The sequence below is a fragment of the Actinobacillus vicugnae genome (assembly GCF_901687125.1).
In the GTDB taxonomy this organism is placed as follows: Bacteria; Pseudomonadota; Gammaproteobacteria; order Enterobacterales; family Pasteurellaceae; genus Actinobacillus; species Actinobacillus vicugnae.
Genome location: NZ_CABFJY010000050.1, coordinates 32,383 through 54,061 on the forward strand (window position 1 = coordinate 32,383; position 21,679 = coordinate 54,061).

Consider the following 21,679-nt stretch of genomic DNA (forward strand, 5'->3'; position numbering starts at 1 on the left):
AGCGGTTGAATTTTCATAAACATCTGCAAAACAATGCGAAAATTCGCCCGCTTCCAGCAGTGATAACTAAATCACGTGGCTACCAAAATAGCCAATTGTGAGCAAGATTATACCTAAAACCGAATAAATTAGCACCCGATTTCCTCGCCAACGGAATTTCCATTGCCCGAGTAATTGAACGGTATAAACCAACCACGCAATAAAAGAAAAAATCGCTTTATGAATTTGCTCTGGCGCAAAAAAATTATGCAAATAAATCATTCCCGTTACCAACGCTATCGTAAGCAATGCTTGTGCCGCAACAGTTAATGTAAAGAAATGACGTTCAACCGACATCAATGGTGGTAATACCGCACAAAATACCGTTTTCTTATTTTTTAGGCGATTATCCAGCCATTTCAGCTGAAACGCATAAATCATCGCTAAGAAAAAGAGCGCATACGAAAAGAGTGCAATGCCAAGGTGGAAAATCAGCCCTGTATTTTGGGTGAGATCTTTCACAAAATTACCACTGGCAAACACCGTTACCGCAACACTACAAATCCCAAAGGTATAAACTATCATCAATGGAAACCAAACGGTTTTCCAGCGAGGTAAAGCCAATGTCGCAAAAGCAGACAGCAATAAACTCATCATCGCATTCACATTAGCGAGTGAGAAATTTTGCCCGATGCCTCGCAAAATAAACTCTTGAGATAAGCTAATTCCATGAAATAACACGGCAAGTAACCCAAGCCAAAACACTGCTTTAACATTCGGTTTTTGGCTCGTGGTCTGGTTTTCTAAATTGACTACAGTTGGTACTACCCATAATAAAGCAGCCAAATAAGCGAAGATCGCTAAAATAGCAAATAACATCGTCATCCTGTTTAACGTAAAATAAGAATAATTTTCAGCTAAGTGCTAAAGTACCAGTTTTAGGCATTTTTGGCTATGGTTAGTGGTCAAATTACCTCTAAAAAATTAAGATAATTTACCTCATATCAAACCCTAGCAACAGATTCGTTTTCTCGACCGAGATATTTTAGAAAATATCCGATTTTCTCTTTGACTATTTTGCTTTCTATCTGTAATATGCACACCCTATGCAAAAGGTAAAACTACCCCTCACCATTGACCCATATAAAGACGCACAGCGTCGAATGGATTACGAAGGCTACATTTCTAGTAGTCTCCTTAGCCGTTTGGGTGAATCTGTGAGCAACGTGCTAAGTGATGCACAAGTTACTCTCTCGTTATATATCGATCCACAGCGTCTTACTGTCATTAAAGGCACAGCTAAAGTTGAGGTGGAATTTGATTGCCAACGATGTGGTAACCCGTTTACACAAACACTCGACTGTTCATTTTGTTTCAGTCCAGTGTCTAATATGGATCAGGCGGACAATTTGCCCGAAATTTATGAACCTATCGAAGTAAACGAGTTTGGTGAAGTAAATTTACTAGATATGGTTGAAGATGAATTTATCATCGAATTGCCTCTAGTCCCGATGCATAGTGAAGAACACTGTGAAGTGTCCGTGAGTGAACAGGTGTTTGGCGAATTGCCTGAAGAATTGGCGAAGAAACCTAACCCGTTCGCAGTATTAGCTAATTTAAAGAAAAACTAGATCTAGGAGTATAGCCAATGGCTGTTCAACAAAATAAGAAATCTCGTTCACGTCGTGATATGCGTCGTTCACACGATGCATTAACAACAGCAGCAGTTTCAGTAGATAAAACAACTGGTGAAACTCACTTACGTCACCATGTAACTGCTGACGGTTACTACCGTGGTCGTAAAGTAATCAACAAATAATCTCGGTTAGTTTCGAGGTATCAGTTGAATCGTCTAACCCTTGCGTTAGATGTGATGGGCGGGGACTTTGGTCCCCGTGTTACTATCCCAGCATTATCTCTAGCATTGGCAAAAAATCCGATGCTATCTTTTATACTATTTGGCGATCAACGCCAAGCCAATCCTTTTCTGAATGCACTTCCTAACGATCAGCTAAAACGTATTCGATTTGTACATACACCTTATGCTATTGATGCTAATCTGCCTTTTATGCAAGCATTGCGCCAAAGCAAAGGAAGCTCTCTACGTTTAGCGTTAGAAGCGGTTGCCAATGGCGAAACGCAAGGATGTATCAGCGGGGGTAATACTGCAGCATTAATGGGACTTGCAAAAATACTAATTGAACCACTCCCCAATATTGAACGTCCAGCACTTGCTACTCTCATTCCAAGTATGAATGGTCAATCAAGCGTTATGCTAGATTTAGGGGCGAATGTAGAAGCAAATAGTGATTTACTGATTCAATTCGCTGAAATGGGCAATATTTTTGCAGAAGTAATGCTAGATTTAGTTTATCCACGTTTAGCATTGCTGAATATTGGCATAGAAAGTAACAAAGGCTCGCAAACAATTCGAGACACAGCTAAACATTTACAACAACGGCATGATTTAAATTATATTGGCTTTTTAGAAAGCGATAAGTTAATGAATCATATGGCGGATGTGATTGTTTGTGATGGCTTTACAGGCAATATTGCCCTCAAAGCGGTAGAAGGTGCCGCCAAAAATATTCTTTCATTATTGAAACAATCTTCCGAAGGATCTTATCTTTGCCAAAATCTGAAGCGCTATATATTGCGTGCAATTTTTTATCGTTCGTATCGGAAACTACAACAAATCAATCCCGATCGACATAACGGTGCAACGCTACTAGGATTATCCTCTGTCGTGGTAAAAAGCCATGGTGGAGCAAGCACGAATGCATATTTTTATGCAATTAATCATGCAATTGGGCAGATCCAAAGGCAAATTCCTGATAAAATTTCGCAAGGTTTAAACAAATTATATCAAAATTTATAGAGAATAAAATATGTACAGCAAAATTTTAGCAACAGGTAGTTATTTACCTGCTCAAATTCGTACTAATGCTGATTTAGAAAAAATGGTAGATACCACAGATGAGTGGATTTTCACTCGCTCTGGTATGAAAGAACGTCGTATTGCAGCAGTAGACGAAACCGTTGCCAGCATGGGCGCACAAGCGGCTAAAAACGCATTAGCAATGGCGAAAATCGATCATAATGAAATTGATCTGATTATCGTGGGTACAACAACTAACTCTCATGCTTACCCAAGTGCTGCTTGCCAAATTCAAGGCTTATTAAATATTCAAGATGCGATTGCTTTTGATGTTGCAGCTGCTTGCACAGGCTTTGTATATGCATTAAGTGTTGCTGATCAATTTGTGCGTACAGGAAAAGTAAAAAAAGCGTTAGTGATCGGCGCCGATCTCAATTCTCGTGCTTTAGATGAAACCGATCGTAGTACGGTGGTGCTATTTGGTGATGGCGCTGGTGCTGTAATTCTCGAAGCAAGCGAACAACAAGGTATTATTTCAACCCACTTACATTCGTCTTCTGATAGCGAATATATGTTAGCTCTGCCTGCTCAGCAACGTGGTGATGAAAAATCTGGCTTTATTCAAATGCAAGGTAATGCCACCTTCAAATTGGCAGTAGGTCAGCTTTCTAGTGTGGTGGAAGAAACACTTGAAGCAAACAACTTACAAAAATCAGATTTAGATTGGTTAGTGCCACATCAAGCTAATATTCGTATTATTGCTGCGACAGCGAAAAAATTAGAAATGGATATGTCGCAAGTGGTTCTCACTGTGGAAAAATATGGTAACAATAGTGCTGCAACTGTACCTGTAGCATTGGATGAAGCCGTGCGTGACGGACGTATTCAGCGTGGTCAATTGCTACTTCTTGAAGCATTCGGCGGCGGTTGGACTTGGGGCTCAGCACTAGTTCGTTTCTAAACAAGCGGTCAGAAAAAGATAGAATTTTACAAATGTCAGAAAAACAAACTTTTGCAGATAAAAAACGAAAAACAGTAGAACAAGCTGAATTTACTGAAGACGGACGTTACCTACGCAAAGTGCGTAGCTTTGTATTGCGCACAGGGCGTTTAAGCGATTATCAACGTGATATGATGAACAATAACTGGGCAAATCTCGGTTTAGACTACCAAAATACACCGTTTAATTTTGAACAGATTTTTGGTAATGCCAATCCAGTTATCTTAGAAATTGGTTTTGGCATGGGGCGCTCGCTAGTAGAAATGGCGGAACAAAACCCAAATCGTAACTATATTGGTATTGAAGTTCACACGCCAGGTGTTGGCGCTTGTATCGCTTACGCCTTAGAAAAAGGCGTGAAAAATTTACGCGTAATTTGCCATGATGCAACAGAAATCTTGCGTGATGCCATCGCTGATCAGTCACTTGGCGGTTTACAGCTTTACTTCCCAGATCCATGGCAAAAAGCAAAACATCACAAACGTCGTATTGTACAACCCGAATTTATTCGCCGTGTGTTAACAAAATTAGACAATGATGCTTTTATTCATTTTGCTACCGACTGGGAAAATTATGCAGAGCATATGTTAGAAGTGTTACGTCAATTCGATAGTGAATTACATAACACATCAGCGACCAATGATTTTATTCCACGCCCTAATTTTCGTCCTTTAACCAAGTTTGAAGAACGAGGTCAACGTCTCGGACACGGTGTGTGGGACTTATACTTTATTAAGCAGTCCTAAACTGTTTAATGATTGATTTTAACTATCCATTCTCAATTTAAATAAGGAGAAATATAATGGCTATTCAACGTAACGCACGTCAACGTAAAAAAATGCACCTAGCAGAATTCCAAGAGTTAGGTTTTTTAGTAAAATTCCAATTTGCGGAAAACACAGGTATTGATCAAATTGATTTAACCGTAGATCGTTTCATTGCTGAAGTGATCAAACCTAACGGCTTAGCTTATGAAGGTAGTGGTTACTTACATTGGGAAGGTTTAGTTTGCTTAGAAAAATTAGGCAAATGTGATGAATCTCACCAACAATTAGTAAAAACTTGGTTAGAAAGCAATGGATTAACTCAAGTTGAAGTGAGCGAATTATTCGATATTTGGTGGGACTACCCAATTCAAAACTAATCGAACAAACGGCTAAATTTTGCGAAAAACTTGCAAAAGTCGACCGCTTGTTAGCATTGGGGCGGGTTTATCCCGCCCGAATAATTTATAGCAAATATTTTTAGAAGAGGAAGATAGATGGAATTTTTAGCCCCTGTTCTTTCAATTGTTATCGGCTTTCTAAGCTTCGTATTAGTTTTACGCACTTGGTTGCAATTTTGCCGAGTGGATCCTTATATGCCATTGTCGCAATCACTATTGCGCTTAACTTCACCGTTAGTGAATCCCGTCAGCAAAGTGATTCCAACTGTCAAAAATATTAATTTTGCGGCACTATTAATCGCATTGCTTTTATTAGCTTTCGAAAAGTTTATTTTAGGTGTACCCGCTGCCATGGCGGTGTTGGCGGGACTACTTGGTGTGATTAAAACATTCGGTCAGATTCTATTTTTCACCACCTTGATTCGCGCCTTAATGAGTTGGGTAACCCGAGGCGATCATCCATTAGATTATATGGTGGCACAAATCACTGAACCAGTATTAGGCTTTATCCGTAAATTATTACCTCGTACAGGTATGCTCGATTTCTCTGTAATGGTATTAGGTTTCGGCTTAATTCTGCTAAATAACCTTTTCTATAGTGTATTTGGCGTACTGTGGGCAATTGCTTAATGAAAGCAGTCGAATCTGTTGAAAATCCGTGTGGCATCCGCCTGCGGATTCTTTTACAACCCAAAGCGAGCCGAGATCAAATTGTTGGTTTACACGATAATGAACTCAAAATTGCGATTACTGCCCCGCCAGTAGACGGGGCTGCCAATGCACATTTACTAAAGTATTTGAGCAAATTATTCAAAGTACCCAAAAGCAGTATCCAATTAGAAAAAGGTGAACTCCAACGACATAAACAATTGTTTGTTCCAAAGCCAAAAGTAATACCAAAAGAAATAGAAACTCTACTAGATAAATACGTATGATCTGCCTGATAATCTCTCCAACTTTTGAGGGCAGATCATATTTCGATTAAAATCATGCCAATAAATAAAACCAAATACTCAATGTAAATATACTTTACGCTCTATATTAAACAACATAGACTTATCGGAATTATTGTCATTTGTTTTTTCTACGTTTTAGTTTGTGTAACACAATATTTTATATTATTGGTTCCATGCTGAATTATTTATCAGGAAGTGAAATATTTCCTCCTGAAATAAAATGTTATATTGAGTCAGCATTTATCTCATTTTTTGTTGCGATATATTATTTATGGAAAGTAAATAAGAGAGAGATAGATCTTACTATTGCTTAAAGATATGCAAGCGGTCAAATTCCCAAAATCTTTTGCAATTTGCAAAATTTTAGCAGAAGTTGACCGCTTGTATCAGTGAAATTATTTCACTTTATCATTGGTGAGCAATTTACCTTTATATTCGCCTGTAAGTGATTCTAAAAACGCTACAATTTCATTTAACTCCGTATCAGAGAAATGTTTATTGCTTTGGTAAATTCCCATAAGGCGAACCGCTTCTTTTAAGTCTTTCGCACTTGCATCATGCATATAAGGTGCTGTTAACGCAACGTTACGCAAAGTCGGTACTTTGAAACGGTGCATATCACTTGGATCTTTCGTTACCGCATAACGACCTTGATCCGCCTCTGTTAATTCCGTACCACGATCTTTGAAATAATCTCTGTATAAGCCCATATATTCAAATGATTGCCCGCCCATTGCTGTACCAGTATGACAAGTATCACATTTGGCGTTTTTGAAATGCTCATAGCCACGTTTTTGCACATCCGTTAATGCCGTTTGCTCCCCTTTTAAGAAACGATCGAATGCACTATTTGGCGTGATAAGCGTTTTCTCAAATTCGCCAATCGCATCGGTGACATTTGCTTGATCAAAATGTGGATAAACTGCAAGGAAACGCTTCATAAACTCTTCGTCTTTGCTTAACTTAGCCAAAATCTCGCCCCATGTTTTTGAGCCCATCTCAACTGGATTTGTTGGTGGCCCTCCTGCTTGATCCGCTAAAGTTTTCGCACGCCCATCCCAGAATTGCCATTTATTAAATACTGCGTTAAATACCGTTGGTGCATTAATACCGCCTTTTAAGCCATGGATCCCTTCTGATACAGGTAAATTATCAACGCCAGCTTGTGTTAATAAGTGGCAAGTATGGCACTGAATTGAGCCATCATCTGATAAACGTCCGTCAAAATAAAGCCCTTCGCCTAATGCAACTTTATGCGGATCAGTAGCTAGCTGTTCTGGAATCGGCTGAACTAAGCGTGTTGCATCTGCACCTGCTACTTGTGGTAAGAAGTGGGCTTGGCGCTGTGCGCTAATCCAATCTAAAATCACTTTTTTCTGCTCAGCATCAGGACGAGAGCCCCAGTGAACATGGATATATTTCGCGATAGGCATTTCATCATTACGGATAACTTGTTCCAATTTAGCTAAATCCGCTTCTGAAAGTTTATTTGGGTCTTTCATGCCTTCAATCAAACGATCTAAGCGAAAAAAGCGAGTCCCTTTCTCAATATCTGTAGCCATCATTTGGCTTGCGATAGGCAATTTTGAATAAGCAGGTAATTCTGCATTTGGTGTGTGGCAGTATTGGCAGCCATTTGCAAACATCACGCCTGCGACAGCTTGATGTGATTCAGGTACATTAGCTTCAGCAAGTAACTTAGGCGCTTGTGTTTTATCGAACCAATACGCATATCCCACGAGAGAAAAATAGCCAATACCAGCAGTGGCTAGGGCTAAAAGTAAATATTTTTTCATTAGTAACCTCCATTAAATGAGGATTTTATTATTTCATAAAAATACTGTTTTACTTTTTGCGTTATATCAATAGTTTTAATCTATAAAACCTATATCAATAATAGGACAAACAATGATAAAGCTAGTCTCCTGATAAGTGCTAAATGTTAATTGTGATAGAAAATAAAAAACGCCCAGCGAAGTGAGCGTTTAAAACAAGCGAAATTAAATCATTATGCTTTTTTCAAGAATTCCGATTTCAACATAATTTTGCCACAATCAACATTGTGGTCACCATTGACTAAACGGATATTTTTAAATTTTGTACCTTTTTTCAGTACTTCCGACGAACCTTTTAATTTTAAATCTTTGATTAAAAGAACATCATCACCATCAGCTAATAAATTACCGTTACTATCTTTAACGATTAACTGATCTTCATCATGCTCTTCAACTTCTTCACCAGTCCATTCGTGGGCGCAATCAGGGCACACAAATTGAATTGAATCATGGTAAGTATTTTCACTGTTGCATTGTGGGCAAACTGGGTATGTCATAAAAGTAAATCCTTAATGTTATAAAAAGTAGTCATTCTATAATGAAATGCTATAAAAAGTAAGGCTATATAGCTTCATATAAAAAATGCCCAGTCCATAAAGGGATTGGGCATTGCTGACTTCATTACTAGTCGTCTAAGAAACTGCGTAATGTTTCTGAACGACTTGGATGGCGAAGTTTGCGTAGCGCTTTTGCTTCAATCTGACGGATACGCTCACGCGTTACATCAAATTGCTTACCCACTTCTTCCAGAGTATGGTCAGTATTCATATCAATACCAAAACGCATCCGTAAAACCTTCGCTTCACGAGGTGTTAAGCCTTCTAACACCTCATTAGTTGCGATACGCAAGCTTTCTGCAGTTGCTGAATCCAATGGTAATTCAAGGCTTTCGTCTTGAATAAAATCACCTAAATGTGAATCGTCATCATCACCAATTGGTGTTTCCATTGAGATTGGCTCTTTAGCGATCTTCAATACTTTGCGAATTTTATCTTCTGGCATTCCCATACGCTCTGCTAACTCTTCTGGCGTTGCTTCACGTCCCATTTCTTGTAAACATTGACGAGAAATACGATTGAGTTTGTTGATCGTTTCAATCATATGTACAGGAATACGAATGGTGCGTGCTTGGTCTGCGATTGAACGCGTAATTGCCTGACGAATCCACCATGTAGCATAAGTTGAGAATTTATAACCACGACGATATTCAAATTTATCTACCGCTTTCATCAAACCAATATTACCTTCCTGAATTAAATCAAGGAATTGTAAGCCACGATTGGTATATTTTTTTGCAATTGAGATAACTAAACGTAAGTTTGCCTCAACCATCTCTTTTTTCGCACGACGAGCTTTTAATTCACCGTTTGCAATACGTCCACCAATTTCACGAATTTGAGCAATGGTTAAACCCGTGGTTTGCTCCATACGTTGTAAATTCAAAATATTGACACGAATTTGCTCAACATAATTTGCGAGTTTTGGGGCAGCACCTTTTTTCGCATTGATCGCTTTTTCGATCCATTCTTCCGAAGTTTCATGACCTTGGAATAATTTTAGGAAATCTGCTTTTTTCATTTGCGCATATTCAACTGCATAACGTTGAATTTGACGCTCTTCCGCACGCACTTGTTTCATCATTTTTTGCATTGATTCAACAAGTAAGTCAAATTGTTTCGGCACTAAACGGAATTCACGGAAAATATCTGAAAGCGCTTGAATTTGGTCTCTTGATTTTTTGTGACCACGACCATGTTTTTGGATCGCTTGTAACGCTTTTTCATGCTGATCACGTAGCGCATAGAATTTCTCACGCGCTAATTCAGGGTCGATAGAGTTATCGTCACCGCTGTCTGCATTGCTATCGCTTTCTTCATCTTCACTCTCATCATCAACATCTGCAACATCTTCCTCATCCTCGTCAAGCTCAGTATCTAAGTCTTCCACGGGCGCTTCTTCTTGTGCGTTTGGATCAACAAATGCTGTCACTAAGTCAGAAAGGCGCATTGTGCCTTCTTCGACTTGTGCATAAAAGCCGATTAATTCTGTTAATGCTTCTGGGTATTCTGCAACTGCACATTGCACTTCATTGATACCTTCTTCGATACGTTTTGCGATATCAATTTCGCCTTCACGGGTAAGAAGTTCCACTGTCCCCATTTCACGCATATACATACGCACAGGGTCAGTCGTTCTACCGAGTTCAGATTCTACGGTTGAAAGTACTTTTGTCGCTTCTTCCACGATATCTTCATCAGCGATATTTTCGGCGAGCATGAGCTCATCAGTATCTGGAGCAGTTTCTAAAACCTTGATCCCCATATCGTTGATCATTTGAATAATATCTTCGATCTGCTCCGCATCAACCAACTCTTCTGGTAAGTGGTCGTGCACCTCTGAAATGGTTAAATAACCTTGTTCACGCCCTTGGGCAATCAGAAGTTCTAATTGAGATTGCTGTTCTAATTGTTGTTCCATAATTGTATCCGTCTTGTGTGCGAGCAAAAATAGTGTTGGATTATACCATTAATTGCGATTTTCTTGATAGTTTTGCAAAAAATTTCTTAAAAATGACCCATTAATTATTGTGCGATTAACATCACTAATTCTTGTTTTTCTGTAGCATCTAAACCGACTGTTCGATCTTTAGCGATCAAGGCCTCAATGCGTTTTTCAACTAATTTTGCATAGAGAAAATCAAGCGTTTCAATAAAAGTGCTTTCAATATTTTCAGGCGTAACTAAATGATCCCAATTGGCTAACAATTCAAGAGTTCGATAATCAGGTTGATCACGCCAATGCTCTAATAACGCCCCCATCGATATTCCCACTTTTTGTTGGCAAACATCAACCAACTGCAGTAATAGCTCAAAGCCAGGTTCTTGTAGGGTTTTTAAAGCCGAAATATCAGGCACAAATTTAACCAATTCTGGATGTTGCAATAAAAGTGCAATTAACAACCGCATTGGTGTTCGCTTAATTTGCAAGGTTTGAGTCATTGATTTTTGAGCCGATTGCGCGCGACTTGGCAACATTGCTTCTAGCTGAGCAGGATCTAAAATACCTAATTTTTGCCCCAGAATATTACGCAAATAAACGCGCAACATTTCACCAGGAATGCGGTTAATCAATGGCACTGCCAGTGCTGCCAATTTTGATTTACCTTCTTTGCTCGAAAGATCAACTTGTGCAATCAATGAGTCAAATAAGAAATCACTTAATGACATCGCATTCTGCAAATATGCCTCAAAACCTTGTTTGCCCTGCTTGCGAACGAAACTGTCTGGATCTTCTCCGTCTGGCAAGAAAATAAATTTCAGTTGGCGTCCGTCATGTAAGTAAGCCAATGCATTTTCAAAGGCTCGCCATGCAGCTTCTCGTCCAGCGCGGTCACCGTCGTAGCAACAAATAACTTGCTCCGTCACACGAAACATTTGTTGAATTTGTTCGCCTGTTGTGGCTGTGCCGAGTGAGGCAACCGCATTATCTACACCAAATTGCGCCAACGCCACTACATCCATATAGCCTTCCACCACCACTAATGAGGCTGGATTTTCATTCTGTTGTAGCGCTTGATATAAGCCATATAATTCGTTGCCCTTGTGGTAAGTGGCAGATTCAGGTGAATTTAGGTATTTAGGGCGTTCATCCCCCATGACTCGTCCGCCGAATGCAATCACTCGCCCACGCTTATCTCGAATTGGGAACATGATGCGATTGCGAAATTTATCGTAAATTCGACCGCTATCATTTTGGGTAATCATCCCCGTATCAAACAATTTTTGCACTTCATCACGATTTGTACCAAATTTGCGTAGCACTGAATCCATCGAATTATGTGCAAAACCGATCTCAAAACGTGCAATAATTTCGGGCGAAAGCCCTCGGTTTTGCAGGTAAGTTTGGCTTGGAATATCGTGCGTTAAATTTTGTTGATAAAACTGGCTAATCGCTTCAAGCAATTCGTATAAATTGCGTTTGGTTTTATAACTTGCTTGTAGTTTGCCATCTCGGGAGATCACATTCTCTCGTGGCACCTCCAAGCCTTGCATCGCCGCCAGTTCTTCAACCGCTTCAGGAAATTCTAATTTATCGTAATCCATCAAAAAGCTGATCGCATTACCGTGAGCACCGCAACCAAAACAATGGTAGAACTGTTTAGATTGGCTTACGGTAAATGAAGGACTTTTTTCATGATGAAATGGACAACAAGCTTGATAATCTCGTCCAGCTTTTTTGAGTTTAACTCGGCTGTTGATAAGTTCAACAATGTCGGTACGTGCAACAAGATCATCAATAAATGAACGAGGGATACTGCCTTTCATTGATTCTCCTTGTTTAGTCGCAAGCGGTTAAATTTAGGTCGAATTTTACAAAAACTTATGCAAATTCGACCGCTTATTGATATTGAGGGTTCACTAGAAACACTAAAACCGTGATTCCTAAAGGTTTCACGGTTTTAGTTAATTAAGCTAAGTAGCGAATTGCTAATTAGTATAAACGAGTGTTGCGTGCGTTTTCACGTGCATTACGTTTAGCGTGACGTTTAGCTAAAGATGCTTTTTCACGTTTACGAATTGTAGTTGGTTTTTCGTAGAATTCACGAGCGCGAACTTCTGCTAATAAACCTGCTTTTTCGCAAGAGCGTTTGAAACGACGTAATGCAACGTCAAATGATTCATTTTCACGAACTTTAATTACTGGCATATGCCATCACCTCAGGAAATATATGTTTAAATAAAGTCGCACATCAATTTTTGGCGACATAGAACTAGAAAAGGTAGCGCATTTTACCGCAACCCACCCTTAAAGTAAAGGGTAATTTCACTTAGAAAGTAACTCAAAATGTACTATTTTTTGAACTTTAATATATTTAGGATCCGAAAACGATCTTAAAAATCACTTGCTCGCTTGTATTAATCTTAATAAATATTGTCCATATTCATTTTTCGACATTGGTTTTGCTAACGCTTCAACTTGTTCAGAACTCAACCAATGATTGCGCCAAGCTATTTCTTCCAAACACGCTACTTGTAAATTTTGCACGTGCTCTATCGTTTTCACAAAAGAGGCCGCTTCATGTAAGCTGTCATGCGTGCCTGTATCTAACCAAGCAAAACCACGCCCAAGTAATTGAATATTTAATGATCCTTCTGCTAAGTACATTTGATTAATTGAAGTAATTTCTAACTCACCACGCGCTGAAGGTTGCACTTTTTTGGCAAAGTCCACCACCCGATTATCGTAAAAATATAAGCCCGTTACAGCCCAATCTGATTTAGGAAAAGCAGGCTTTTCTTCAATTGATAACACATTGTAATTTTGATCAAATTCCACCACACCAAATCGATCGGGATCTTTGACTTGATAGCCAAAAATCGTTGCACCGTGCTTACGCTGAGCGACTTTGCGTAATGTAGGAGTAAAGCCCTGACCATAAAAAATATTATCGCCTAAAATCAGGCAAACATTGTCGGTGCCAATAAATTCTTCGGCAATTAAAAATGCTTGTGCTAAGCCATCTGGGCTCGGCTGAATCGCATAAGAAAGGTGAATGCCAAACTCAGAGCCATTACCTAATAAACGCTTAAAACTCTCATTATCCTCTGGGGTCGTAATTACCAAAATATCTCTGATCCCAGCCAGCATTAATACAGACAAGGGATAATAGATCATCGGTTTATTATAAACTGGTAGTAATTGCTTTGAGACCCCTCGTGTAATCGGGTATAAACGGGTTCCTGATCCACCTGCTAAAATAATCCCTTTCATACTTTCTCCTGCAAGCCTAACCGCTGTCGGTTATAGCTCCCGTTTAAAATTGCCTGCCACCAATCTCGATGAGTTAAATACCATTGCACCGTCTTACGCAACCCAGATTCAAATGTTTCAATCGGTTTCCAGCCTAATTCATCTGCAATTTTGCTTGCATCGATCGCATAACGGGCATCGTGTCCAGGCCTATCTGTAACATAAGTGATTAAATCTTCATATTTTTCGATCGCTTTTGGCTTTTCTGGCACGAGTTCTTCTAACAGCTGGCAAATTGCACGCACAACGTCAATATTGCTTTTCTCATTATGACCGCCAATATTATAAGTTTCACCGACTTTGCCTTCAGATAGCACGCAATACAGCGCTCGTGCATGATCTTCAACAAATAGCCAATCTCGAATTTGTAACCCATCGCCATACACAGGTAACGGCTTTCCTTCCAGCGCATTTAAAATCATTAACGGAATTAATTTTTCAGGAAAATGGTAAGGTCCGTAATTATTCGAACAATTTGTGACGATCGTTGGTAAACCATAAGTACGCAACCAAGCTCTTACTAAATGATCACTAGCAGCTTTCGAGGCTGAATAAGGGCTACTTGGTGCATAAGCGGTCTGTTCTGTGAATAATGCTGCAGTGTCATTTAAATCGCCATAAACTTCATCGGTTGAAATATGATGAAAACGGAATTTTTGTTGCTTATCTAAAGATAACTTCACCCAGTAATTACGTGCTGCTTCCAACAAAGTATAAGTCCCAACTACATTGGTTTGGATAAATGCAGAAGGTCCATCAATCGAACGATCCACATGACTTTCTGCCGCCAAATGCATAACCGCATCAGGCTGATATTTGCAAAAAAGTTGTGAAATTCGACCGCTATCGCAAATATCGACTTGCTCAAAATGATAACGTGGACTATCGCTCACACTCTCTAATGAAGCAAGATTGCCTGCGTAAGTCAGCTTATCTAGGTTTACTACAATATCTTGGGTATGATTAATAATATGGCGAATCACCGCAGAGCCAATAAAGCCTGCACCGCCCGTAACAAAGATCGTTTTCATAAATACATCGCCGATTAAAGATATATTCTATTCTATATGAGCAACAAAAAAGCAGAAAGAAAATCTTTCTGCTTTAAGTTTTAATATGCACCAGCGCGCTTACGCACTGCCGTAATGGTTTTAAAAAGAATCGCAATATCGTTCCACAATGACCAATTTTTAACATACCAAGAGTCAAAATAAACTCGAGTAGCATAATCAACATCATTACGACCGCTTACTTGCCATAAGCCCGTCATACCAGGTTTTGCCATCAGATAATAATCTAAATTCTCTTTATAGTAAGCTAGTTCATCTGCGACAACAGGACGAGGCCCCACTAAGCTCATTTGCCCTACTAAAACATTAAATAATTGTGGCAATTCATCTAAACTCGTTTGACGAATAAATGCACCTATCTTGGTCACACGAGGGTCATTTTTAAGTTTAAAATCCTTTTCCCACTCAGCTTTTGCCGTATCATTACAAGCAAGTAAATCATTTAATACTTGCTCTGAATTCACCACCATAGAACGAAATTTTAAACATTTAAATGATTTACCATTTTGACCAATTCTTAAATGCCCATAAATGGCATTACCACCATCTTTTTTAATCGTAAAATAAAGCCAAATTAAAATAGGTGAAGTAAAAATAATTAATAAAAGCGAACCCACAATATCCATCACTCGCTTTAAAACTCGAGAAGAAAGTTTAGCTAAATTATTATTTACCCTCAACAAAATCACTTCATAGCTAAATAAGAATGACATATCGGTACTATATAATGGCAATCCTCGCAAAGTAGGGATAACCGATACCGAACGATAACATTGCTTAGATAAATATCTGAGCCAATTATCACGCTGATCATTTTCATTATCTTCAAGTGCAATAATAAATTGATCTGATTTTTTAGTGACCAACGCCCATAAGCTTTGGCGAGTTTCATTAATGATTGGAACGCCTAATTTTTCGAGTTCAGGATCTGCGGCAAGTGCAATAAAATATTTCACTTTAAATCCTAAATAAGGCTCACTCATTAATGCATAATAAGCATCTATCGCATTTTTTCCGCCACCAATAATAATTGTGTCTTTTAAATATAGCTTAGTTTTGATTAAATAATTCTTAACAAGAATACGCCCTAATGGCACTAATACCAATGCAATCGACCAAGTTAATACCCATAAATAGCGTGAAAAATAAAGTTTAGAAAAAGCAATTGTAGCCAATTCAATCACAGCGAGAATTGCTAATGTCCTTACAACTTCCTTTAATTCAAACCAAAAGGGTTTACGGTATGTATAATGCCTTAGTCTGACGCCCAACCAAGTAACACAAACTACAGCCAGAAAAAAATGGATAACTACTCGATCTTCTATTTGCTCATAAGGAAAGTATTTATCTAAATCACCAGTCCACAGCTGTAACAATTCTACGGAAAGCAGAAAAGAAAGCGAAAAGAGCAAAAAATCAGTAAATGCGAGAATGTATTTACATAACATCTGCTTCTTCATGTTAATTACCTTCTATTCTTCAAAAATTTTCTTTTTAATAAACCAAATGCTTTTTTAAATAAGTTTTCACCTTCTAGTGAAACCACATTAATTTCTTTTATATGCAAATGATGATGAATGACCCAAACATTAAATAAGCGCTCTGCAATAAATCCAAAAACACGCTTCTGATAATTATCATAGTTTGTAATATCAATATATTTTTCTAACTTAAATAATATGGAAAACAACCATTCACAATATTCAGAAAAAAGTTTTCTATTTAACACAAACATATTAAATAAATGCAGTGTCTTTCCTGAAATTACCTGTTCAAAAGCAGTGATATACTCAGGAAAATCTTGCTGAATAATCTGTTTTGCTAAATCTAAATCCTTAACATAGTGAGCATTTTTATAATGTTCGTAAATCGTCTCAATATAATAATTTCTTTTCTTAGCAACAATAACATCATATTGTTGTAGGTAAGTAAGCAATTCAGATTCTGATGCAATCCCCTTACCTTTAAGACTCAACTGCTTACCACTAAAATAGCGCCGATAATGCACTAACCCAATATAATCACTATCTGGAAAAGCATTATTTTTCCAAGCCCAATATAACGCGGTTAATTCACAAAATGAGCCATTTTTCAGTGAAATATTATCGCCAGAATCATCACCTTGGATAGCTAATGGCTGTTTATTAAATATTTTTCCAACATGGATTGGCACATAATAACTCTCCGTTGGAAATTCATACTGCTTGTGCGTAGCAATTAGGATCTTAAGCTTGCTCATATATTTATAAGTATTCTCTATGGTGAGAAAAATTCTTAGTTAAACCATGCCAAATACCTCTTATGCCAATTTTTAATTTTTGCATATTCGGCTTGGTAAATAAAAAGAACCAACACACTTTAATACAAAATAGTGTGGCAATTAATGTCCCTTTATAATCAAGAAGATTACGGATATTATTGCGACACATACAATATAGCTTTAATTTAGATTCCGTATTATTAAACTTTAATAAGTTAAAGAACATTGGAGTACCTAAAGTGACCTCTTTTGGATGGTAAAATTTAGAAGATGTTACAGTAAATATTTTGAACCCTGATTTATTTGCTCGCCAAGTATATTCCATATCATCACCCCAAATAAAATAATCAGATTTAGGTAATCCCATTTTTTCCACCATCTTTTTTGAAAATAAGATACCATTAAATGGCATAACAATATCAGGAATAATATTATCTCTTACTACATTGTCTACATCAGATAAATTAGTTAATACTGTTTTACTCTTTGGTAAACGTAAAGTAAAAGTAAGTTCTGCTGGATTTTTATTATTTAAAACTAAAGGACCAATATAATTATTGTCATTAGCATACGGGATTAATTCAGCTAAACAATTTTCCGCAGGTCGCCCATCATCATCCATTAACCAGATATAATCAAAATTACGCTGATAAGCAAACTCAATTCCTGCATAGAAACCACCTGCACCGCCTTGATTTCCCTCAAGGGTTAATAAAGTAAATGAGTCACTATCTAACCAACCTTTAGCACGCAAAAAATCCACTGTCCCATCTGTACTGGCATTATTTACCACAACAATATGAGTAAGCGGATAACTTTGATTTTGAAGCGCTTGTAAACACTCCAACAGTAACTCTTTTCGGTTGTAGGTAACTACAACGGCACAAATGTTTTTTCCTGACATCCCAACCTCTAATAAAAACCGCTTATAATGATTATTACAAGCGGTCTATTTTTTAAAGCATTTTACACATCCATATTGACATAAAATGGCTTCAAATTCTGACTATTTGCTAATGCTTGTTTAATTTCATCCGCTGCGTCTAAAGCTTCTTTAATGGTCACATCCATATCTAAATAACGATATGTTCCCAAGCGCCCAACGAAAGTCACATTCGTTTCGTTATTTGCTTTTTCAACGTATTGTTGTAAAAGCGCTTTATCTTTAACTAGGCGAATCGGATAGTAAGGAATATCATCCGCTTCACATAAACGACTAAATTCACGATAACAGATCGTTTTTTCGTGATTTTCCCAAGGTGCAAAATGTTTATGTTCTGAAATGCGCGTGTATGGCACTTCTTCATCACCGTAATTGATAACCGCATTACCTTGGAAATCTCCTTCAGCACGAAATGCTTCAAAATCCAATGTACGATAACCTAAACGACCAAGTTCAAAATCAAAATAAGCATCAAGCGGCCCAGACCAAAAAATATGATCAAATTCTGCCGTCATCTCTTTTGCAAATTTTGTATTTAATTTGACCGCTATATTCTGATGATTAAGGATATTTTCCACAATCACACTATAACCCTCTTTCGGCATGCCTTGGAATTTATGCGCAAAGTAGTTATCGTCATAATTAAAACGTACAGGTAAACGTTTTAAAATACTTGCAGGCAACTCTTTTGGCTCTACGCCCCATTGCTTTTTGGTGTAACCATAAAAGAATACTTTATATAAATCACTCCCTACAAAACGCATTGCTTGCTCTTCAAAGGTTTGCGGATCGGTAATTGACATATCCGCTTGGCTTTCAATCAACGCCTTAGCTTCACTTGGTGAACAAGTTTTACCAAAGAATTGGTTAATCGTATGCAAGTTAATTGGCAACGAATAAACCGCACCTTGGCTAATTGTTTTTACACGATTAACAAATGGCATCCATTCACCAAACTGATTCACATAATTCCATACACGCTCATTATCGGTATGGAAAATATGTGGGCCATAAACGTGCACCATTACATTGGTATCAGCATCACGCTCCGAGTGACAGTTTCCCGCCACATGGCCACGCTGATCAATCACGGTTACTTGATAACCTTGCTCTGCAAGCTCACGCGCAATAACTGCATTCGAAAAGCCAGCGCCAACTAGGAGAAATTTCATATTATGTTTTATACACTAATTCACGAATTTTATTTAAAATCTTATACGTTTTGTTAAAATTATGACGTAAGTAATGTGCAAGATAAAAAGATCCTGGAATATTATAGAACATAAAAAATTTACGCCAATTTTTCTTATCTCTATTCATTGCATTTTTTAATACTGAAAAAGGTTCTAAATTAGAGTAATTAAAATTATTTTTATATTCATCATATAATTCTCTAATATTCAAATCTTTATTTGACAATGAATCACCACATGCCCAAGTAAATATATACAGATTAAAAACGGAATGTTCAATAGATAAAGATTTTGGAACTTTATTATTATATTTCTTTAAAATTTCATCTGTTACACCCAATAAAGAAGATGATAAGCTAAGAATATTTCTCTCACTTTTCACTCTCATTATACTTCCTGAGCGTTGACGATATTGTATGAAATCTAATGGCAAATAATATAAAGACTCACACTCTAGCAATTGAAGAGGTAAACATGCAACATCCTCATAGGTTTTTCCAACAGGATATTGATATTTAATTAAAATATCTTTATTAAGTATATATTTCCAAGGATAAAGCTGTGCATCTCTATATACAGATACTAAAAAATCACTTCTATCAGATGAATTTTTGAGAAGTTTTCTCTCTGGAAATACGCTCTGAATAGGATTAAATTCTATATTTTGGTCAGTATAATAATTAAAGTTAACAACCAAGCAATCAGGCTTATTTTCTAATAATACATTTTTTATTAATTTCAAACGTTCAGGGACCAAAAAATCATCTCCATCTAGAAATGCTATATATTCTCCCCTTGCAAATGACACTCCCACATTTCTTGCATCGGAAACCCCTCCATTTGCTTTGTGAATAACAACAAATCTATCCGAAGCAATTTTAGCCTTATATTCTTCTAATAAAGAATAAGCCCCATCTGTAGCACCATCATTAACAATGATTAGTTCACAATATTCGTCCCATTGTGAAATAACTGATTCAATTGCTTGGGACAAATATTCAACAACATTGTATGCAACAATAACAATACTAACTAAAATAGGTTTTGACATTTATATTTCCTTACTTAGCATATAATGGGATGACTTCATCTGCATTACCACTAGCTTTGACAACACCTTTATCAATCCAAATTACTTTTTGGCAAAGTTCTCTAACTTGATGAATAGAATGAGACACAAATAAAAGAGTTGTACCTCCAGATAACATCTGCTCCATTCTTTTCTTACATTTTTCCTGAAAAGCAGCATCACCTACAGCCAAAACCTCATCAACAATAAGAATTTCAGGTTTAACAATAGTTGCTACAGCAAACCCTAAACGAGCTGACATTCCTGAAGAAAAGTTCTTTAATGGCACATCTACGAAATCCTGTAATTCAGCGAACTCAATGATTTCATCAAAATGTTGATCCATGAATGCCTTCTTATGCCCTAATAACGCACCATTCAAATAAATATTTTCACGGGCAGTTAGTTCACCATCAAAACCTGCACCTAATTCAATCAATGGAGCAATATTTCCTTTAACTTCAACACTTCCTTTGTAAGGTTTAAGAATACCGCAGATCAGTTTAAGTAATGTTGATTTTCCCGAGCCATTCGTTCCAATTAATCCCCAAGACTCTCCTCTCTTAACCTCCAAATTGACGTCCTTAAGAGCAAGAAATTCTTGAAACATCAACTGACCTTTAAGCATTTTTATGAAGTACTCTTTTAAGCCATTATAATCTTCCGTGGCTTTATTGAAGCGAACCGTTGCATTTTTAACTTTAATAACCGTATCTTTTTCCATAATTATATATATAAAATAAATTCATCTTGTTTTTTATTAAAATACCAAGCTCCAATAATAAGTGCTAATAAAGCAAAAATTGTTCCCAAACCAATAGCTTGCACGGAAGGAAATTTTGCATATAGCACAATATCTCTGAATTGCTCAATATACCAATACATAGGGTTAACCCCTTTATAAATAGATTGATATTTCTCAGGAATAATATTTACAGGATAAAATAGAGGTGTTAAGTACATCCACATAGAAATAAACACTCCCCATAAATACTGAATATCTCGGAAAAATACGGTAGATGCAGCCAAGAATAAACTAATTCCTAATACAAAAATAAACAATTGCAATAATATAATAGGAAAAAATAACAAACTTAAAGAAAATTTAGCATCTGTAACGACCATAACTAATATTAAAGCCCCTAAAGAAAATACTAAATTAACTAAAGAGCTCCCAACCTTAGAAATAGTAAATATATATTTAGGAACATAGGTTTTCTTTATAAGAGATGCATTTCCTCTAATTGACCATACTGCATTATTCGTCGCTTCAACCATAAAGTTAAAAATAATTTGACCTGAAATTAAGTATAAAGGGAAATTAGGTGTATCAAATTTAAATACATTTGAAAATACTATAATCTGTACAATCATAAGCATTAATGGATTTAATATACTCCATAAATAGCCTAAATAACTTCTTCTGTATTTTAACTTTATATCTCTAAATATAAGTTGTTTTAACAACTCATCAAACGCATAAAATCTACGTAGCTTTCCTATTAAATCATTAACCATAA

Annotated in this window: 23 protein-coding genes; 8 read left to right on the forward strand and 15 right to left on the reverse strand. The window is 37.1% G+C overall.

Going from position 1 to position 21,679, the window contains the following annotated elements; all coding sequences use genetic code 11:
- Window positions 1-66: 66 nt before the first annotated feature.
- Window positions 67-858, reverse strand: a complete 792-nt coding sequence (locus F8M47_RS11745; RefSeq protein ID WP_150540266.1) for a cytochrome C assembly family protein — start codon at window positions 856-858, stop codon at window positions 67-69.
- A gap of 227 nt (window positions 859-1,085) precedes the next feature.
- On the opposite strand from F8M47_RS11745, the gene yceD reads away from it, so the two are divergent.
- From yceD to yggU, 8 genes are all read left to right on the forward strand, one after another.
- Window positions 1,086-1,610: a 23S rRNA accumulation protein YceD gene (gene yceD, locus F8M47_RS11750; RefSeq protein WP_150540267.1), complete on the forward strand. Its 525-nt coding sequence runs from the start codon at window positions 1,086-1,088 to the stop codon at window positions 1,608-1,610.
- Window positions 1,611-1,627: 17 nt separating this feature from the next.
- Window positions 1,628-1,798, forward strand: a complete 171-nt coding sequence (gene rpmF, locus F8M47_RS11755) for a 50S ribosomal protein L32 (protein ID WP_005598552.1) — start codon at window positions 1,628-1,630, stop codon at window positions 1,796-1,798.
- A 24-nt stretch (window positions 1,799-1,822) separates the two neighbouring features.
- Window positions 1,823-2,857: a phosphate acyltransferase PlsX gene (plsX, locus tag F8M47_RS11760; RefSeq protein ID WP_150540268.1), complete on the forward strand. Its 1,035-nt coding sequence runs from the start codon at window positions 1,823-1,825 to the stop codon at window positions 2,855-2,857.
- 10 nt (window positions 2,858-2,867) lie between these two features.
- Complete coding sequence (locus F8M47_RS11765) at window positions 2,868-3,818, forward strand: beta-ketoacyl-ACP synthase III (RefSeq protein WP_150540269.1); 951 nt, start codon at window positions 2,868-2,870, stop codon at window positions 3,816-3,818.
- Window positions 3,819-3,850: 32 nt separating this feature from the next.
- Window positions 3,851-4,603 (forward strand): tRNA (guanosine(46)-N7)-methyltransferase TrmB, encoded by a 753-nt coding sequence (trmB, locus tag F8M47_RS11770; RefSeq protein ID WP_150540270.1) that lies wholly within the window; start codon window positions 3,851-3,853, stop codon window positions 4,601-4,603.
- A 56-nt stretch (window positions 4,604-4,659) separates the two neighbouring features.
- Window positions 4,660-5,001, forward strand: coding sequence for a YggL family protein (locus F8M47_RS11775; RefSeq protein ID WP_150540271.1), 342 nt, complete (start codon window positions 4,660-4,662; stop codon window positions 4,999-5,001).
- A 117-nt stretch (window positions 5,002-5,118) separates the two neighbouring features.
- Window positions 5,119-5,652 (forward strand): YggT family protein, encoded by a 534-nt coding sequence (locus F8M47_RS11780; protein ID WP_150540272.1) that lies wholly within the window; start codon window positions 5,119-5,121, stop codon window positions 5,650-5,652.
- The gene (yggU, locus tag F8M47_RS11785; protein ID WP_150540273.1) at window positions 5,652-5,957 is read left to right on the forward strand and encodes a DUF167 family protein YggU; all 306 of its coding nucleotides are present in this window, start codon (window positions 5,652-5,654) and stop codon (window positions 5,955-5,957) included. The genes F8M47_RS11780 and yggU overlap by 1 nt, the downstream gene beginning before the upstream one ends.
- A gap of 416 nt (window positions 5,958-6,373) precedes the next feature.
- Here the strand turns inward: yggU and F8M47_RS11790 are convergent, their stop codons facing one another.
- From F8M47_RS11790 to F8M47_RS11855, 14 genes are all read right to left on the reverse strand, one after another.
- Window positions 6,374-7,774 carry a cytochrome-c peroxidase gene (locus tag F8M47_RS11790; protein WP_150540274.1) on the reverse strand — a complete coding sequence of 467 codons (1,401 nt, stop codon included), beginning with the start codon at window positions 7,772-7,774 and terminating at the stop codon, window positions 6,374-6,376.
- Window positions 7,775-7,986: 212 nt separating this feature from the next.
- A complete protein-coding gene (locus F8M47_RS11795) occupies window positions 7,987-8,310 on the reverse strand; it encodes a zinc ribbon domain-containing protein YjdM (RefSeq protein WP_150540275.1) in 324 nt (107 codons plus the stop codon).
- Window positions 8,311-8,437: 127 nt separating this feature from the next.
- Window positions 8,438-10,291, reverse strand: coding sequence for an RNA polymerase sigma factor RpoD (gene rpoD / locus F8M47_RS11800; protein WP_150540276.1), 1,854 nt, complete (start codon window positions 10,289-10,291; stop codon window positions 8,438-8,440).
- 104 nt (window positions 10,292-10,395) lie between these two features.
- Window positions 10,396-12,138 carry a DNA primase gene (dnaG, locus tag F8M47_RS11805; protein ID WP_150540277.1) on the reverse strand — a complete coding sequence of 581 codons (1,743 nt, stop codon included), beginning with the start codon at window positions 12,136-12,138 and terminating at the stop codon, window positions 10,396-10,398.
- Window positions 12,139-12,304: 166 nt separating this feature from the next.
- The gene (rpsU, locus tag F8M47_RS11810) at window positions 12,305-12,520 is read right to left on the reverse strand and encodes a 30S ribosomal protein S21 (RefSeq protein WP_005598703.1); all 216 of its coding nucleotides are present in this window, start codon (window positions 12,518-12,520) and stop codon (window positions 12,305-12,307) included.
- A 192-nt stretch (window positions 12,521-12,712) separates the two neighbouring features.
- Entirely contained in the window at window positions 12,713-13,585 is an 873-nt protein-coding gene (gene rfbA, locus F8M47_RS11815) for a glucose-1-phosphate thymidylyltransferase RfbA (protein ID WP_150540278.1), read from the reverse strand.
- Entirely contained in the window at window positions 13,582-14,655 is a 1,074-nt protein-coding gene (gene rfbB, locus F8M47_RS11820) for a dTDP-glucose 4,6-dehydratase (RefSeq protein ID WP_150540279.1), read from the reverse strand. Before rfbB ends, rfbA begins: the two co-directional genes overlap by 4 nt.
- Before the next feature lie 80 nt (window positions 14,656-14,735).
- Window positions 14,736-16,154, reverse strand: coding sequence for an undecaprenyl-phosphate galactose phosphotransferase WbaP (wbaP, locus tag F8M47_RS11825; protein WP_150540280.1), 1,419 nt, complete (start codon window positions 16,152-16,154; stop codon window positions 14,736-14,738).
- A gap of 5 nt (window positions 16,155-16,159) precedes the next feature.
- The gene (locus tag F8M47_RS11830; RefSeq protein ID WP_150540281.1) at window positions 16,160-16,933 is read right to left on the reverse strand and encodes a DUF4422 domain-containing protein; all 774 of its coding nucleotides are present in this window, start codon (window positions 16,931-16,933) and stop codon (window positions 16,160-16,162) included.
- Window positions 16,934-16,937: 4 nt separating this feature from the next.
- The gene (locus F8M47_RS11835) at window positions 16,938-17,858 is read right to left on the reverse strand and encodes a glycosyltransferase family 2 protein (protein WP_150540282.1); all 921 of its coding nucleotides are present in this window, start codon (window positions 17,856-17,858) and stop codon (window positions 16,938-16,940) included.
- Between the two features lie 62 nt (window positions 17,859-17,920).
- Window positions 17,921-19,069, reverse strand: a complete 1,149-nt coding sequence (gene glf / locus F8M47_RS11840) for a UDP-galactopyranose mutase (protein ID WP_150540283.1) — start codon at window positions 19,067-19,069, stop codon at window positions 17,921-17,923.
- A 1-nt stretch (window position 19,070) separates the two neighbouring features.
- A complete protein-coding gene (locus F8M47_RS11845; protein ID WP_150540284.1) occupies window positions 19,071-20,141 on the reverse strand; it encodes a glycosyltransferase family 2 protein in 1,071 nt (356 codons plus the stop codon).
- Window positions 20,142-20,151: 10 nt separating this feature from the next.
- Window positions 20,152-20,883 carry an ABC transporter ATP-binding protein gene (locus F8M47_RS11850; RefSeq protein WP_150540285.1) on the reverse strand — a complete coding sequence of 244 codons (732 nt, stop codon included), beginning with the start codon at window positions 20,881-20,883 and terminating at the stop codon, window positions 20,152-20,154.
- A 2-nt stretch (window positions 20,884-20,885) separates the two neighbouring features.
- A complete protein-coding gene (locus F8M47_RS11855) occupies window positions 20,886-21,677 on the reverse strand; it encodes an ABC transporter permease (RefSeq protein WP_150540286.1) in 792 nt (263 codons plus the stop codon).
- Window positions 21,678-21,679 lie beyond the last annotated feature (2 nt).

Excerpts from the sequence above, each read along its gene's own strand:
- F8M47_RS11830 (WP_150540281.1), bottom strand. The coding sequence starts at position 16,933 with ATGAGCAAGCTTAAGATCCTAATTGCTACGCACAAGCAGTATGAATTT.
- F8M47_RS11835 (WP_150540282.1), bottom strand. The coding sequence starts at position 17,858 with ATGTCAGGAAAAAACATTTGTGCCGTTGTAGTTACCTACAACCGAAAA.
- F8M47_RS11765 (WP_150540269.1), top strand. The coding sequence starts at position 2,868 with ATGTACAGCAAAATTTTAGCAACAGGTAGTTATTTACCTGCTCAAATT.
- F8M47_RS11855 (WP_150540286.1), bottom strand. The coding sequence starts at position 21,677 with ATGGTTAATGATTTAATAGGAAAGCTACGTAGATTTTATGCGTTTGAT.
- yggU (WP_150540273.1), top strand. The coding sequence starts at position 5,652 with ATGAAAGCAGTCGAATCTGTTGAAAATCCGTGTGGCATCCGCCTGCGG.
- F8M47_RS11795 (WP_150540275.1), bottom strand. The coding sequence starts at position 8,310 with ATGACATACCCAGTTTGCCCACAATGCAACAGTGAAAATACTTACCAT.
- F8M47_RS11780 (WP_150540272.1), top strand. The coding sequence starts at position 5,119 with ATGGAATTTTTAGCCCCTGTTCTTTCAATTGTTATCGGCTTTCTAAGC.
- F8M47_RS11745 (WP_150540266.1), bottom strand. The coding sequence starts at position 858 with ATGTTATTTGCTATTTTAGCGATCTTCGCTTATTTGGCTGCTTTATTA.
- yceD (WP_150540267.1), top strand. The coding sequence starts at position 1,086 with ATGCAAAAGGTAAAACTACCCCTCACCATTGACCCATATAAAGACGCA.
- rpsU (WP_005598703.1), bottom strand. The coding sequence starts at position 12,520 with ATGCCAGTAATTAAAGTTCGTGAAAATGAATCATTTGACGTTGCATTA.
- wbaP (WP_150540280.1), bottom strand. The coding sequence starts at position 16,154 with ATGAAGAAGCAGATGTTATGTAAATACATTCTCGCATTTACTGATTTT.
- rpmF (WP_005598552.1), top strand. The coding sequence starts at position 1,628 with ATGGCTGTTCAACAAAATAAGAAATCTCGTTCACGTCGTGATATGCGT.
- F8M47_RS11850 (WP_150540285.1), bottom strand. The coding sequence starts at position 20,883 with ATGGAAAAAGATACGGTTATTAAAGTTAAAAATGCAACGGTTCGCTTC.
- dnaG (WP_150540277.1), bottom strand. The coding sequence starts at position 12,138 with ATGAAAGGCAGTATCCCTCGTTCATTTATTGATGATCTTGTTGCACGT.
- trmB (WP_150540270.1), top strand. The coding sequence starts at position 3,851 with ATGTCAGAAAAACAAACTTTTGCAGATAAAAAACGAAAAACAGTAGAA.
- F8M47_RS11790 (WP_150540274.1), bottom strand. The coding sequence starts at position 7,774 with ATGAAAAAATATTTACTTTTAGCCCTAGCCACTGCTGGTATTGGCTAT.
- rpoD (WP_150540276.1), bottom strand. The coding sequence starts at position 10,291 with ATGGAACAACAATTAGAACAGCAATCTCAATTAGAACTTCTGATTGCC.
- rfbB (WP_150540279.1), bottom strand. The coding sequence starts at position 14,655 with ATGAAAACGATCTTTGTTACGGGCGGTGCAGGCTTTATTGGCTCTGCG.
- F8M47_RS11775 (WP_150540271.1), top strand. The coding sequence starts at position 4,660 with ATGGCTATTCAACGTAACGCACGTCAACGTAAAAAAATGCACCTAGCA.
- F8M47_RS11845 (WP_150540284.1), bottom strand. The coding sequence starts at position 20,141 with ATGTCAAAACCTATTTTAGTTAGTATTGTTATTGTTGCATACAATGTT.
- rfbA (WP_150540278.1), bottom strand. The coding sequence starts at position 13,585 with ATGAAAGGGATTATTTTAGCAGGTGGATCAGGAACCCGTTTATACCCG.
- glf (WP_150540283.1), bottom strand. The coding sequence starts at position 19,069 with ATGAAATTTCTCCTAGTTGGCGCTGGCTTTTCGAATGCAGTTATTGCG.